The organism is Spirillospora sp. NPDC052242 (assembly GCF_040679555.1).
In the GTDB taxonomy this organism is placed as follows: domain Bacteria; phylum Actinomycetota; class Actinomycetes; order Streptosporangiales; family Streptosporangiaceae; genus Spirillospora.
Genome location: NZ_JBFAUZ010000009.1, coordinates 74,311 through 88,764, shown reverse-complemented (window position 1 = coordinate 88,764; position 14,454 = coordinate 74,311). Strand labels below are relative to the sequence as shown.

Annotated in this window: 9 protein-coding genes; 7 read left to right on the top strand and 2 right to left on the bottom strand. The window is 73.1% G+C overall.

The annotated features are described in order from the left end of the window. Positions 1-75 precede the first annotated feature (75 nt). The 7 genes from AB0L25_RS09815 to AB0L25_RS09785 all read left to right on the top strand — a co-directional run bounded on the left by AB0L25_RS09815 (position 76) and on the right by AB0L25_RS09785 (position 10,938). Positions 76-429 (top strand): CU044_2847 family protein, encoded by a 354-nt coding sequence (locus AB0L25_RS09815; RefSeq protein WP_500170397.1) that lies wholly within the window; start codon positions 76-78, stop codon positions 427-429. A 5-nt stretch (positions 430-434) separates the two neighbouring features. Next, positions 435-2,102, top strand: coding sequence for a VMAP-C domain-containing protein (locus AB0L25_RS09810; RefSeq protein ID WP_500170396.1), 1,668 nt, complete (start codon positions 435-437; stop codon positions 2,100-2,102). After that, positions 2,102-3,061 carry an AAA family ATPase gene (locus AB0L25_RS09805; RefSeq protein ID WP_500170394.1) on the top strand — a complete coding sequence of 320 codons (960 nt, stop codon included), beginning with the start codon at positions 2,102-2,104 and terminating at the stop codon, positions 3,059-3,061. Before AB0L25_RS09810 ends, AB0L25_RS09805 begins: the two co-directional genes overlap by 1 nt. Then, complete coding sequence (locus AB0L25_RS09800) at positions 3,054-7,634, top strand: SAV_2336 N-terminal domain-related protein (RefSeq protein ID WP_500170393.1); 4,581 nt, start codon at positions 3,054-3,056, stop codon at positions 7,632-7,634. Before AB0L25_RS09805 ends, AB0L25_RS09800 begins: the two co-directional genes overlap by 8 nt. Before the next feature lie 97 nt (positions 7,635-7,731). Beyond that, the gene (locus tag AB0L25_RS09795) at positions 7,732-8,994 is read left to right on the top strand and encodes a hypothetical protein (RefSeq protein ID WP_500170391.1); all 1,263 of its coding nucleotides are present in this window, start codon (positions 7,732-7,734) and stop codon (positions 8,992-8,994) included. A 113-nt stretch (positions 8,995-9,107) separates the two neighbouring features. Further along, complete coding sequence (locus tag AB0L25_RS09790) at positions 9,108-9,683, top strand: TetR/AcrR family transcriptional regulator (RefSeq protein ID WP_500170390.1); 576 nt, start codon at positions 9,108-9,110, stop codon at positions 9,681-9,683. Positions 9,684-9,756: 73 nt separating this feature from the next. Next, positions 9,757-10,938, top strand: a complete 1,182-nt coding sequence (locus tag AB0L25_RS09785) for a Cmx/CmrA family chloramphenicol efflux MFS transporter (RefSeq protein ID WP_500170388.1) — start codon at positions 9,757-9,759, stop codon at positions 10,936-10,938. Here the strand turns inward: AB0L25_RS09785 and AB0L25_RS09780 are convergent, their stop codons facing one another. After that, entirely contained in the window at positions 10,939-12,147 is a 1,209-nt protein-coding gene (locus AB0L25_RS09780; protein WP_500170387.1) for a hypothetical protein, read from the bottom strand. A gap of 172 nt (positions 12,148-12,319) precedes the next feature. Continuing rightward, positions 12,320-14,386: a M6 family metalloprotease domain-containing protein gene (locus tag AB0L25_RS09775; RefSeq protein WP_500170385.1), complete on the bottom strand. Its 2,067-nt coding sequence runs from the start codon at positions 14,384-14,386 to the stop codon at positions 12,320-12,322. Between the last annotated feature and the right edge of the window lie 68 nt (positions 14,387-14,454).

The window sequence follows — 14,454 nt, the reverse complement described above, 5'->3', positions numbered from 1 at the left end:
GGCCTACGACTTCGTTGAGCTCCCTGAACGCCTTTCGGCCTCTTGTTAGATTGACGGAAACGAAAGGACCCCCCTTTGAACCAACTGGTGCGCTGGGAGACCGCCAACGGGAGCGTCGTCGTCGAGATGGACGACGACGAGCCGGGCTTCGAGTCGGTGTCGCGGGGAGACGGGATTCTCCGGGACGCGGGCGCCAAGTTCGAGGACGCCCTGCACAGCGTGCGGGACGCGGCCGAGTCGGCGCTCGCGACGCTGCGGAACGGGGAGCTGAAGCCGGACGTCCTGGAGCTGGAGTTCGGTGTCAAGCTGAACGCGGAGGCGGGTGCCGTCATCGCGAAGACGTCCGTCGAGGGGCAGCTCAAGGTCCGGATGACGTGGGGACGGCCGGACGAGGCGACGCCCCCGGGAGCCGACGACGAGGGGGCGTAGCCGTCGTGGTCGAGGCTGAGTGGCGCGCCTGGGTCGGGGACGCGGACGGCGGGGACAAGCTCGGCGCGGCGTTCCTGGTCACCCCGACACGGTTGCTGACCTGCGCGCACACGGTGCACGGGCGGGACGAGGCGCGGGTCGGGTTCCCCGGGTTCGCCGAGGGCCTGCCGGTGAAGGTCGTCCGGTGCGGGGACTGGGCGCGGGACGGGGATCCCGGCGACGTCGCGGTGCTCGAGCTCGCGGCGGAGGTGCCGCTGGCCCCGGCGACGTTCGCGGATCCGGTGGAGCTGTGCGCGGTGGGCACGTCCGGGCGCCGGTTCGGCGTGTGGGGGTTCCCGCGCCGCCGTGACTCGGGCGAGCGGCACGCGACCGTGACGACGGATCCGAGCTGGTCGCGGGCGCGGGAGTGGTGGGAGATCCGGACGGTTTCCGGTGACGTCCTCGAGGAGGGGTACAGCGGGTCGGCGGTCTATGACGCGGCGTCCGGCGAGGTCATCGGCATGGTGACGAACGCCGAGCGGCGGAGCGGCGCCGACCGGGGGTGGATGCTCCCGATCACCCGGATCCGTCGCTACTGGGAGGACCTGGACGATCTGCTGCCGCTGCCGTGGCTGACCGCGCCCGCCCGGCGGGAGCTGCGGGAAATCCTCGCGGGGGTGCCGTGCGAGGAGCCGCTGCGGGCCGACTTGGCCGAGGTCGCCGGACGCCCGCCGGTCGAGGCGTTCCGGTCGGCGTGGGGCGCGGTCCGGTTCGTCGCGGAGGGCTGGCCGGAGGACCGGCTCGCCCGGTTCCTCGGGGCGCTCGGCACGCGGCTGGCCGAGCCACGGCGGCGGGCGCTCGGCGCCTGGACGTCCCGGCACCTGCGGGCCGACGAGACGGCGGACGAGCCGCGTACCGCGCCGGCGTCCGTCATCGTGCGGCTGGAGCGGCAGACGTTCGACAAGGCCGTCGAGATAACCGTGCAGACCTGGAGCGACGGCGCGGTCGGGACGTCGCGGCGCATCGCGGGCGTTCGGCAGGAGCACATGCAGGCGACGGTGGAGGACGCCATCGCGGAGGTCGCGCCGACGTTGTTCGGACGCGACTGGATGATCGAGTTCGCGGTGCCGGTGGACTGGCTGGGCAAATCGTTCGAACTGTGGCACGCCGACCGCCGCAACAAGATCCTCATGCGCCAGTACCCGGTGGTCGTCCGGGACGTGGAGCGGCTGCGTCCCGACTCGTTTCGCCGCGACCTCGCACACCGGCGGTGGCGGCGGCTGACCGAACTCGGCCGCTGCGACCCGGTGCCGGTCACCTGCGACACCGCCCCCACGGGCGACGCCTTCCACAATCGGCTCGAGGCCGACCCGGAGCTGTGCGTACTGCTCTATGGGAGGCGCCCCAAGCGTGCCTGGCTGAACGCGGCGCTGAACAACGGCGTTCCCGTCATGCTGTGGTCCCGAGCCCCGTGCGAGGCCCGCGCCCACGGCGACTGCCGTGGCGCGAAGGTGCTTGCGGAACTGTCCGCCGTCGTCCTCGGCGAGCATCCCGACGATCTGCCGCAGATCGTGCTGAGACTCCGCAAAGAAGCACTGGTCGCGGAGACCGACGGCCACTGCGGCCACAAGTTGACCATCCTGTGGGACGACCCGACCCGGCTCCCCGACCCGCCGCTCGCGATGGAGGCATAGTGCCCGACTGGCTGCTGTACACCGGGAGCCGCGAACCGCACGACGGCATCGACCGGCTGCCCGATCCGCCGCCGTGGCGCGCGTTCGACGGCGGCCCCGTCGTCCCGATCCCGGACGGCGGCTCCGGCAACGCGCACCAGGCGACGACGTACCGCCCGTCGGACGACGCGGTGCAGCAGGTGAACGCGGCACTGTACCTGCGCCGCCCGCTGCTGGTGACGGGCCCGCCCGGCACCGGCAAGTCGACGCTGGCGTACGCGGTGGCGCACGAGCTCGGTCTCGGGCCCGTCCTGCACTGGCCCATCACGTCGCGGACGACGCTGCGCGACGGGCTGTACCAGTACGACGCGCTGACCCGCCTGTACGCGGCGAGCCGCCTCCCGTCGGACGACGACATCGGCCGCTACATCCGGCTCGGCCCGCTCGGCACCGCCCTGCTCCCGTACGGACGGCCGCGCGTGCTGCTGGTCGACGAGATCGACAAGAGCGACATCGACCTGCCGAACGACCTCCTCACGATCTTCGAGAAGGGCGAGTACGAGATCCCCGAGCTGGCCCGGCGCGCCGACCCGTCCGCCGAGGTCATGACGGCCGACGGCCCGAGCGTCACGATCGCCCGCGGGACCGTCCGCTGCCGCGCGTTCCCGTTCGTGGTGATGACCAGCAACGGCGAGCGGGAGTTCCCGCCCGCGTTCCTGCGCCGCTGCGTTACCGTCGAGCTGCGGCAGCCGGCGGGCGAGGCCGAACTCGCGGCGATCGTCCGGGAGCACCTCGGACCGCTCGCCGACCGCAGCGACGACCTGGTGCGGCGGTTCCTCGAACGGTCGTCCGCCGGGACCCTCGCGACCGACCAGCTCCTCAACGCCGTCTACCTGTGCCGGCACGCGGACGCCGAGGACCGCCGGGAGCTCGCCGACCGCATCATGCCGTACCTGACGGCGCCGATCGACGATGAGTGACATCGAACGGCTCCGCGCGGTCCTCGCCGCGACCGGCCCGCCGCCGGACGCGCGGGAGCTGAGCGAACTGCTGTGGCTCGCCGCCCACCTGGGCGAGGACGAACCGGCGCCGGAGCCCGTGCCCGATCCGGCTCCCTCCGCCGAGGAAGACCTCATCGACGTTCCGAGCTTCTTTCGCACGTCCGGGCGTCCGCCGGTTCCTCCCGAGCCTCCGCCTTCCGAGGTCCCGCTCCACCCGTTTCCCGCCCCCGCCCCGGCTCCCGCAGCGGACACGGGCGCCGACGAGGTGCTCGTCCCGACGGCGCCCATGCTGGCGGACCCGCGCGGCCTGCAGCGCGCGCTGCGTCCGCTGAAGCGCCGCGTCCCGTCCCCGCGCCGCCGCGAACTCGACGAGGACGCGACCGCCGCGCGCATCGCCGACTCCGGCCTGTGGGCGCCCGTCCTCGTGCCCGCCCCCGAACGGTGGCTGACGCTCGACCTCGTCGTCGACACCGGGCCGACGATGCGGCTGTGGCGACCCCTCGCCCGCGAACTCGCCGAAGTCCTGGTGCGGCAGGGCGCGTTCCGGAACGTGCACGTCTCGTACCTGCGCGGCGACCGGGTGTCGGGCGCGCCGGGCGCCCCGCCGCGGGCCCCAGGCACGCTCCTGCACCCGTCCGGGCGCCACGCGGTGCTCGTCCTCAGCGACTGCTCGGGTCCGCACTGGTGGGACGGACGCGCCGCGCGGGCCGTCCGGTGCTGGGCCCGCACAGGGCCGGCCGCGATCCTGCAGCCGCTCCCCGAGCACATGTGGCGGCGGACGGCCGCGCCCACGACCCCCGGCGTCGCCCGCCCGCCGCGTCCGGGCGCGCCGAACACCGACCTCCGGTTCGTTCCCTACGACGGGAACGCGGCGCCCGGCGTGCCGGTGCCGGTGCTGGAGATCGCGCCGCGCTGGTTCGCGGCGTGGGCCGACCTGGTGTCCGGGGCGGGGCCCCGGCCGGTCGCCGTCGCGCTGATGCAGCCGACGCGCCCGTCCCGTCCGGCGCCCGTCGAGCGGGAACGCGAACTGCCGGTGGACGAACGCGTCCGCCGCTTCCTCGCGACGGCGTCCCCGACCGCCGCCGAACTCGCCGCGCACGTCGCGGTGTCGGTGCCGTCCCTCCCGGTCATGCGGCTGATCCAGCACCGCATCCTCGGCGGCGCCGGGCCGGGGCAGCTCGCCGAAGTGCTGCTGAGCGGGCTGCTGCGCCCCGTCGACGACCTGCACTACGAGTTCGTCCCGGGGGCGCGCGAAGCCCTCCTCGACACCCTCCCGCGTCCCGAAGCCCAGCACACGCGACACGTCCTCGAGGCCGTGTCCGCGGAGATCGAGCGCCGCGCAGGGACGAGCACCGAGGTCTTCCGCGCGCTCGTCCCGTCGTCCGGGGGCCGGGTGCGGTTGGTCGCGGACGCCGACCACTTCGCGGTCGTCTCCCCGCGGACCCGCGCGAACCTGGTCCCGGCCCCGTCCGTCCGGCGGGCGCCGCTGGACTACTTCGAGCTCCTCAGGGCCACGCCGGAGGAGCTGATCGGCGGGGAGTGGGCCGACCGCTGGAACCCCGTCCCCTTCGGCGCGCAGGACCCCGGCCCCCTCATCGGCATCGGCCTGCTGGCCGACGGCGACGGGTACAACCTCGCGATCGTCGGCCCCCGGGCGCTCCGCGACCGCTGGCTCCGCACGCTCGTCTTCAGCCTCGCCCTCCACCACCCCCCGAGCATCGTCGAGTTCGCGTTCGTGGACTTCTCCGGCGGCGCCTCGTTCGTCGGCCTGGGCACCCTGCCGCACGTCTCCGCGGCCGTCCACGCGATGTCTCCCGATTCGTCGCTTCTCGACGGGTTCGCACTGGCCCTCGACGCCGAACTGGCCCGCCGCGAGAGCCTCCTCCGCGAAGCCGGAGCCCGAACCTGGCTCGACTATTGGACCTACCTCGAACTCGGCTCGCCGCGCCCCCGGCTGCCCGCCCTCGTCGTCGTCCTCGACAACACCGGTCCGCTGCTGGAACGCCGTCCCGAGCTGCACGACTTCCTCGCGGACCGGATCGACCGCGCCCTCGCCGCAGGCGTCCGCTTCGTCCTCTGCACCACTGACGGGCCCGTCCTGGACACACTCGGCGACATGGCCCTGCTGGCACCCGCCACGGGCGACGAGGACGACGGCTACGCGATCCTCTACCGCCCCAACGTGGGCCTCTCGGTGCAGATCCGTCCGGGAGTCCTCTCCCTGGACGCGATGGTTCCGCACGTCGAGGCGATGACCGCCGCATACCCGCCCGCCCGCCGCCTACCGTGGCCGTCCGTCAAGGCCCCGAGTGCACCGCCCGGAGACGACACGGCCGATGCCGAGGACCGCGGCCGCGGTCCGGACGGCGAGGTGCCGAGCGACCGGGACGTCCCCGGACGAACGCAAACGGCGGCGCCGGACGCGCTCAAGGGAGACGGTCCGCGGGAGCGGCCGCACGCCCCGGTCATCGGAGTCGACGACAACGGCACCGTCGTGTCGCCTTTCCCCTCCGGCCTCGGACGGGACGCGGGGCACGGCCTCATCGTGGGCGAAACGGAGGACCGGCAGCGGATGCTGCGGGTCCTCACTCCGGCCCTCACCGCGGCCCACTCCCCCGACTCCCTCTCGCTCGTCCTCGGCGGGCTCGGCGAACACCCTCTGGGCACGCCGATCGAGCAGCCGCACGTGACGTACTCCGAGGACGAGCTGCTCGGGAACCCCGACCGGCTCCAGCACTTCCTGGGATTCCTGGCGGAGGAGTTCGCAGTCCGAGCCGCACAGCCGTCTTCCGACGCACCGTTCCTCCTCGTCGTGGTCGATGTTTCGCTGACCTTGCCGTCCTCACGGCCCGAGGTGGCGAGCACGCTGCTCAGGCTCGCTCAACGAGGCAGGGCGCTCGGCATCGGGCTGGTGCTCTCGTCCACGACCGTCGAGAGCTCCCCTGCCTGGGACCAGATCTTGCCGCTGCTCGACTGGCGGATCGCGACGAGCGCCCTCGAACCCGCCGTGGCCCAGCGCGTCCTCAAGCGGTCTGCTCTGACATTCGACCGGGACCGAACGGCCTACCTGCTGTCCCCCCTCAAGGGCGTCCACCGCTTCACCGTCGGCCCCGACCCGGGTGAGGGCGATGCCGTTCGGAGCGGCCGGTCGACGGCCAGTGATCCGAACACGGAAACCGAGCGGACGCAGCCGGCGCCCGGAATCACCATCGGGGCCGATGGAAACGACGGCGAGCCGGTCGCAATCGACTTCGACACGGATCGGCACCTGCTGATCTCCGGGCCGTCGGGTTCGGGCAAGCGCACGCTCGCACGCCGGCTCGTCGAGCGGCTCACGCAGCGAAAGGGCGAACGAGACAAGTTCGTCTACGTGCTCGACAGCCGGTTGGAGGACCCGCTGCCGGGCGCCCGGTACGCGCGCACGGGCCACGAGTTCGCCGCACTCCTCGCCGACGCCTCGGCCACGGCCACGGACTCTCGGCGGCGCTTCGGGCATCGGCCCGAGTTGTACGTGGTCGTGCTGGGCCGCAAGCACTTGATCGAGGCCGATCCGCTGGAGTCCCTGCTTCCCCTCCTCGGCACCGAACGGATGGACAAGCTGCACGTCATCCTGGTGAAGGACCGGCTGATGCTCGGTCAGCCCCCGGACCCGTTCGTGGAACGACTGCGGGACGCGGGCGGGGCCGTGTTGTTCATGGGTGACTGCGACGGCAGGGAGGCCGATCTCTGGGACGTCGAGGCGCCGCTGCGGGGCCCGCTCGCGCACGGTGACGCCGTCCTCGCCCGCCCGGACGGACGACGCCGCGTGCGGCTGGCGGAACACCTCGGCGGCGGCGGCCGTGACTCCGACGCGGACGACCTTCCCGCCGTGGTGCGCGCCGACGAACTGCCCATGCCCACGGACGGACGCGTCCCCATCGGTGTGCGGAACCGCGCTCGCGACCCGGTCCTGCTGGACTTCGGCGCGGACCCGCACCTCGTCGTGGTCGGGGGCCCGGGGACGGGCCTCAGCAACCTGGTGCGCCTGATCTCGACCGGGCTCGCGGCGGGAAACGGCGCCGAGGAAAGGGCCGTGTACGTCTTCGACCCCGCCGGACTGCTCGAGCAAAGCGCCGCCGATGCCGGTTTCGACGGCCCGGTGGCGCCCGGCGTCCGGTACACCGACACATCGGACGGGCTCGCACGTTTTGCCGCCGCCGCCACGGCGCGTGCGGCGGGAACCGAGTGCTTCTTCATCATCACGGGGTCGCCCGGGCCGCGGGACACCCAGGTCGTACTCGGCCTGCGTCGTGCGTTCGCGTCCGGCCGCACCGGCCTCCATCTGGTGCTCGCGCTCGGGGACGACCGGTCTGGAGGGGCGGCGTTTCCCATCGTTCTCGCGCTGCACGAGATGGGCGCGCCCACGATCCTGCTGGGCCGCTGCAACGGTGCGGTCGCGGGGTTGTACGGCGCGCCCATCGAATCCGAAGACGCACCGCCCGGCCGCGGCGTCCTCATCCGACATGGACGGCATCTCCCGTTCCAGATGGCCAAGATGTCCCCGCCGACCTAGCCTGCGGGCAGCCGCACCGGGCCGCGCCGTCCGCGGCACGCGCGAGCCTTATGATCTTCGTCGCCGGGCCGGGAGCGAACGCAAGGGGCGGGATTCATTGGCGACAGCACGGGATGAGCAGCAGATCACGGATCGCAACCGCGCCGTCTGGTTCTGGCCGGTGGCATGGCCGGTCGCCATCGCGCTCAGGTGGTTCCTCGGCTGGGACGCCTGGGGGCCGATGGTCCTGTGGGTTCCCAGCGTCGCGCTCCTCGAGACGAACGCGGTCCTGACCGCCCTGCGCGCCCGCCGCGGCCTGACCCTCACAGCGGACGGGATCACCTGGCACAAGTACGAGATGCATGTTCCGTGGGCCAATGTGACGGCGGTGGAGCACCGCACCGGCCGGGGCGGCGGCCGGCTGGTCGTACGCGTCGGGGAAGCCGACCAGGCGCTGGACAGCGTGGCGTTCCCGGCCCGCTTGGCGGTGCACGCGAACCTGCGGCGGTTCGGTGCCCCGATCGCCTTGCCCGCCGGACGGCTCGCGCTCTCCGCGGCGGAGGTCGTCGAGATCGCCGACCGACTGCGGCGGGAGTACGAACCGTCTTCGAAGATCATGGGATTCCTGGCCGGTGACGTCTCGCCGGGTCAGGACCGGGCCCTGCGGTCCACCCGCCTGTGGACGAGGCTGGCGAGCGTTGGCCTGGGGGTGCTGCTCTTCGGCGTCGGCATCGCCAACATCATGCCGTCGAGCCCGGCGACACAGATCGACTTCGCGTTCGAGCGGACCACCGGCCCGGGTTACATGGACCAGACCCTCGTGATGACCAATCACGGGTTCGGCGCCACCGCGCCGACCTTGAAGTTCGTTCCTCTCGACCGAACCGGGCACGCTGTTCCCGGGGTCACGGTGCGGACCGCGTACGGGAGCGACCGTGGGCTGGTCGTCCTCCCGCCCCGCTCGGAGGCAGTCGACGTACTCGCCTTCGACGGGCCTCGCTTCCGCGACGTCATCGATATCCAGGTGACCGTATTGCGCACGGAGGAGTCGAAGCTGCCGGAGGGCGCCGTCAAGTGGCCGGAGGCGCGCCGGTTTCTGGGCGATCGGCCCACCGAACCGTCCAACGACTTCGACGCGCTGCTCCTGCACAACGTCAACGGCGTTGAAGTCGCGGTACGGCTGGTGTGCATCCTCTGGGAGGACCCGCCTCCGGGGCATTCCCAGCAGATGGTGCGCAGCCTTCCCATCGGCGGGCTCGTCTCGATCGCTCCCTTCGAGAAGGTCCGGGTACCGGTCACCGAGCCGATCCGGAGCCTGGCGAGAGACTGCACGACCATCAAGGTCTACTTCTCTCGTCCCGGCACCCCGGTCAGCGTGTAGGGACGGGGCGCGCGGTCAGGCCGGGAGCGGTGTCGTCCTCAGCGAGGGGCTCCCGGCCGACTCGCCCGGACGATTTTGGATTACCCAGTCCATAACCCTGCTACGCTCCTCCCATGGCACGACCGCGGATGTTCGATGAGGGGCGGGCCGTCGAGGCGGCCATGCGGGCGTTCTGGACGAGCGGGTACGACGGGACGTCGACGCAGGAGCTGTGCGAGGCGACGGGGCTCGGGCGCAGCAGCATCTACAACACGTTCGCGAGCAAGCGCGAGTTGTTCGAGAAGGCGCTCGCCCGGTACATGGAGATCAAGACGGGCGGGCTGGTCGAGGTGCTGGAGGACGCCGGACGGCCGGTGCGGGAGCGGCTGCGCGCGGTGCTGGAGAGCGCCGCCGAGGGCGACGAGGCGGAGCCGGTCGGCTGCCTGGTCGTGAACTCGATGGTGGAGCTCGCGCCGCGGGACGCGGGGATCGCGGCGGCGATCGACCGGGACAAACGGCGGCGGCTGGACGCGCTGGAGGCGGCGATCGCAACGGGGATGGCCGCGGGCGAGATCGACGCCGGGAAGGACGCGGCGGTGCTCGCGGAGTTCGTCGCGGCGACGGTCGGGGGCATCCGGGTGGCGGCGCGCGGCGGCGCCGACCGGGCGACCCTGCGGGCCGTCGCGGCGACGGCGCTGGACGCGATCTGAGGACGGGCGGCCGGTGCGGCCGCCTTTTTCACGGCACAGTTTTGGACTGATCGATTCAGAATGGAGGGCGGTCATGCGACCGGCCGTGTACGTGCTGGGCGGGGCGATCTTCGCGCAGGGGACGTCGGAGTTGATGCTCGCGGGGCTGCTGCCCGCGATGGCGGACGATCTGGGGGTGTCGGTACCGGACGCGGGGCTGCTGATCTCGGCGTTCGCGGTCGGGATGCTGGTGGGGGCGCCGGTGCTGGCCGTCCTGACGCTGCGGTGGCCGCACCGGCGGGCGCTGCTGGCGTTCCTCGCCGTGTTCGCGCTCGCGCACGTGGTGGGGGCGCTGACGCCCGGGTACTGGGTGCTGTTCGGGACGCGGGTGGTGGGCGCGTTCGTCTACGCGGGGTTCTGGGCGGTGGCGGCGGCGACGGCCATGGAGCTGGTGCCGGAGAACGCGCGGGGACGGGCGATGAGCGTCGTCGCGGGCGGGCTGACGGTCGCGACGATCGTGGGGCTTCCGGCCGGGACGGTCGTGGGGCAGCAGTTCGGGTGGCGTGCGGCGTTCTGGGCGGTCGCGCTGATGTCGGTGGTCGCGATGGCGGGGGTCGCCGCGACGATCCCGGACGAACGCGCGGAGGGGGCGGCGCCGCGGGTACGGGACCAGGTGCGGGCCCTGGGCGTCCCGCGGTTGTGGCTCGCGTTCGCGGCGACGTCGCTGGCGACGGGCGGGCTGCTGGTGACGTTCGGCTACCTGGGCGCGATGCTGACGGACGCGACCGGGATCGCGGAGGCGTGGGTGCCCGGGGTGCTCGCACTGTACGGGGCGGGCGCGCTGATCGGGATCACGGTCGGGGGCCGGACGGCGGACGCGCGGACGGTGCCGACGCTGTACGCGGGGTTCGCCGGGCTGGTCGCGGTGTCGGCGGGGCTCGCGCTGGTGCTGGAGTCGGCGGTCCCCACGGTGGCGCTCGTGTTCCTGCTGGGGTTCTTCGGGTTCGCGACGAACCCGGCGCTGAACACGCGGGCGTTCGGGATGGTGGACGGTGCGGCGACGCTGGTCGCGGCGGGGAACGTCGCGGCGTTCAACGTCGGGATCACGGTGGGCCCGTGGCTGGGCGGCCTCGCGATCGGCGACGGCGGCGGGTACGCGTCCACCGCGTGGATCGGCGCGGGCCTGGGCGTCCTGGCGCTGGCGGCGGTCGCGCTGGGCCAGGTGCGCCGGGGCGGCGGCGTCACCGAACCGGAGCGGGCGCCCGCCCGGGTCTGATCAGTGGCACGCGCTCGCGGGAAGGCCCCAGAGGGCGCGCCGGCCGGCGTACTCGGCGACCGTCCAGATGCGGTTGGCGCCGCGGTGGCAGGAGAGGTCCTCGGGGCCGTAGGAGATGGTGTGGCGAGTGACGGGGGCCCAGCCGCCGAACAGGCCGGTGCGGGTCACGAGCATCTCGCCGCGCGTGTCGCGGCCGCGGCCCCGGGTGAACCACCAGTAGCCGTTCGTCCGGACGGCGCCCTGGATCTGGTCGTCCGGCATCGGCGCGACCCAGTTCGCGTGAGCGACGCCGCCGGACGACACCGGGCCGGTGCCGTCGCGCAGCGGCCAGGTCGCGACGCGGCCGCGCGGCCTCTCGGCCTTGCAGTACTCGCCCGCGATGAGGGCGGGGGGCCAGGAGGTGCGGTCGACGGCGGTCCAGGACGTGCGGAGCGGCCCCTCGCCCCGGCACCCGTTCGACGGCGCGCGGCCCCCGACGTACCGCCAGGTCGCGGTCTGCGGCAGCACGTAGCGGTGGCCGTGCCCGTAGTACGTCCCGCCGTGCAGCCCGACGCGTCCGGGGCGCTTCGTCGAACCCGACCTGCTCGCCCCCAGGTCGTAGATCCGGGTCATGTCGAACACGCGGAAGCCGCGCGTGGTGTCGGCGACGTAGAGCTTGTCGCCGAACCAGGCGATGCCGCCCGCGTGGACGTCGATGTCGCCGAACGTGGCCCGTCCGTCCTTCATGACCGGCCGGACGAGCAGGACGTGCCGGTAGGCGCGCCTGTCGGGGTCGACGAACGTGACGCGGACGCTCTCGCCGCCGTGCCACGACACGAGCATGGGGCGGTCGCCGTTCCAGTTCTCGTCGGCGACGGCGTCGGACACGGTGGTGACGCCCTGCGGGACCCACGTCTTCGTGCGGGAGTCCTTGCGGTCGAAGCAGTACGCGAGGGAGCCGGGCGGCACGGCGGCGGCCCTGCCGCAGCGGTCCCGGCCGAGCTCGCGGGCGCCGGGCGCGCGCAGCACCGCGTCGACGCCGCTGCGCCGGAGGCGGCCGTCGAGGGCGCGGAGGGCGGCGGCGGGGGTCGCGGCGTGGCGCAGCGCCACGCCGTCGGGGTCGGCCGCGGCCGCGCGGGCGGGGGCGTGGACGGCGCCGGGGACGATCGCGGCCAGCGCCGCCAGGGGGATCCCGGCCGCGCGGGCCGTCGTCGCTCGCTGAAAGATCATCACGTTCGGCAACGTAACCGAGGGCGCGGGCGCCGGACGGCGGCGACATCACCATGCAGGGGCAACTTTGGGTGCGTTCGGCATTACCCGGGCACCGGGGTGCGGACGCGGGCGGGCCCGGGGCGCCGCGCGGAGGTCGCGGCGCCCCGGGCCCGCCGGGGAAGGGGACGCGTCAGCGAAGGCGGCACGTCCCGGAGTCGGACGCGGCCGGGTCGCTCTCGGAGGTGCCGGTGAGCCGGAGCCTGGCCTTGCCCTCGGCGTCCGGGCCGGGCTTGGCCCACACCTCGACCCACGTGCTGTGCCGGTCGCGGGCGGCGGCGAGCTCGTTCGGCAGCCGCACCTGCCAGCCGCCGCCGTCCACCGCGGCCTTCAGGCGGAACACGTCGGAGCCGTGGACGCCCGTGCCGCCCTTGCCCCGGTTGTGGACCTCCATCGTGCACTTCAGCCAGCCGCCGGCCTCGCGGCTCGCGTTCGCGGAGTCGACCTTGACGCCGCGCCGCCGCGGGGCCGCGTCGTCCAGGGAGCGGATCCCGACGGTGTACGACAGGACGCCGCTCTCGTCGCGTTCGAGGTCGAGGACGTAGAAGTGCAGGCGGTTCGCCTCATCGACGTACTCGAACTCGCTGCCGGAGTTCGTGCCCGCGTGGAACAGGGCGTCCGAGAGCTGCCGGTAGTCGCCGATCGTCATCATCTTCTTCGTCCCGTCCGGGAGGACGAAGTCGACCTTGTCGATGTCCTGCGGGTTCGCGTCCTTCACCCAGATGAACGGGGCGTCGTCCTCGTCCTTGGTCTTGGCCAGCAGGACGCCGGAGTCGGGGGTGAAGGAGTCCATGCCCATGCGGTCGACGACCTCGACGGTGTAGTTGTCGTAGCCGCCCTCGTCGCACAGCGGGTCGTCCTCGACCTCGCACGCGGGGCTCCTGTCGCCGCCCGCGCCGAACTTGAGGTTGACGCCCGCGAAGGCGTTCTCGCCCGGTTCGGCGGCGCGCGCGGTGATCTTCGCGACGACCGTGCCGCGCGCGGCGAGCGTCTCGCGGTCCATCTGCAGGACCTTGGACGGGTCGACGATGCCCAGTTCGAGCTTGTTGCGCAGCATGTGCTGGGCGCCCATGGACGCGCCGGTCGCCGGGATCGTCCAGCGGGCGTGCGGGCCGCCCGGCCCGTTGAAGCTGCCGCGGCTCAGCATGTCCCACGGGCCGCTGAACGCACGCTGCGGCGGGTCGCCGTACGGGTTGTTGTAGTTGTCGCCGATGCCCAGGATGTGGCTGAACTCGTGCGCGAACACGCCCATGCCGGAGCTCTCGGCCTGCGTGGAGCTGCCCCGGGTGGCGTTCGGCCAGATCGTCGAGCCCGCCTGCCAGGACGTCCAGGGGACGTAGCGGGTGTCGACCCAGTTCGGCAGCTTCGGGTCGCCCGAGCCCCACGGGTCCGGCACCTGCTCCCTCGTGCCGAACTTCATCTCGCCGAACTCCTGCCAGGTGGACGACTCGTCCTGCCCGGCGCTCAGGTAGAACACGAAGTCGAACTGCGCCGCGGTCTGCTCGCCGACGTCGGCGACCCACGCGGCGCGCGCGTCCGTCCGCAGGTCCCGGTTGCAGGTGTCGCCCTCGGGACAGCCGTTGCCCTTCTGCATGCGGGCGTCGATGCCGTACTCGTGGTCCTTCGCCGGCATCTTGTAGGCGCCGAACGCGGTGAGGTCGACCCCGTACCGGCCGCCGGAGTCCTCCATCCAGTACTCGTGGAGGGTGTGGCCGTGGTTGAGCTCCTGCGGCTTGTTCAGGAAGTTCTCGTAGAACCGGGCGACGTCCTCGCGCGGGACGTCCCCGACCAGGTTCGGGTTGCCGAAGACGGACGAGTTCTTCGGCTGCGTGACGACGAACGGCTGGTTCGGGTAGTCGACGAGGACGACCGCGCCCTTGAAGTTCTTGATCGAGCCCTCGCGGGACGGGTCGGCCCACGACGTCCCGGGGACGGACGTGTAGTCGTCCCACGTCATCGTGTCGGGGAGCTCGTAGTTCTGCGGGTCGACGGGCCGCGGGCCGTCGGTCGCGGCGAACGTCCGCGGGGACGGTTCGGGACGCTGCCACGGCTGCGTCTGCGGCCAGTGCCGCATCTGCCACGGGTTCACGGCGGGTTCGGGGCCCGAGGGGCCCGGCTCCGCGGCGGCCGGGGCGGCCGCGAGGCCCGCGAGCAGCGTCGCCGCCGCCACGGGCACCACGAGAGCGTTCTTGGCGCGCATCTCACTCCTGTCGCACGGGGGTACTGCGACGGTAGATACGCGCGGTTCGGGGTCCTATGGAGGACTTA

What these genes read in the sequence shown, in the direction of transcription:
- AB0L25_RS09800 (WP_500170393.1), top strand. Translation starts at nt 3,054, where the DNA reads ATGAGTGACATCGAACGGCTCCGCGCGGTCCTCGCCGCGACCGGCCCG.
- AB0L25_RS09790 (WP_500170390.1), top strand. Translation starts at nt 9,108, where the DNA reads ATGGCACGACCGCGGATGTTCGATGAGGGGCGGGCCGTCGAGGCGGCC.
- AB0L25_RS09785 (WP_500170388.1), top strand. Translation starts at nt 9,757, where the DNA reads ATGCGACCGGCCGTGTACGTGCTGGGCGGGGCGATCTTCGCGCAGGGG.
- AB0L25_RS09780 (WP_500170387.1), bottom strand. Translation starts at nt 12,147, where the DNA reads ATGATCTTTCAGCGAGCGACGACGGCCCGCGCGGCCGGGATCCCCCTG.
- AB0L25_RS09775 (WP_500170385.1), bottom strand. Translation starts at nt 14,386, where the DNA reads ATGCGCGCCAAGAACGCTCTCGTGGTGCCCGTGGCGGCGGCGACGCTG.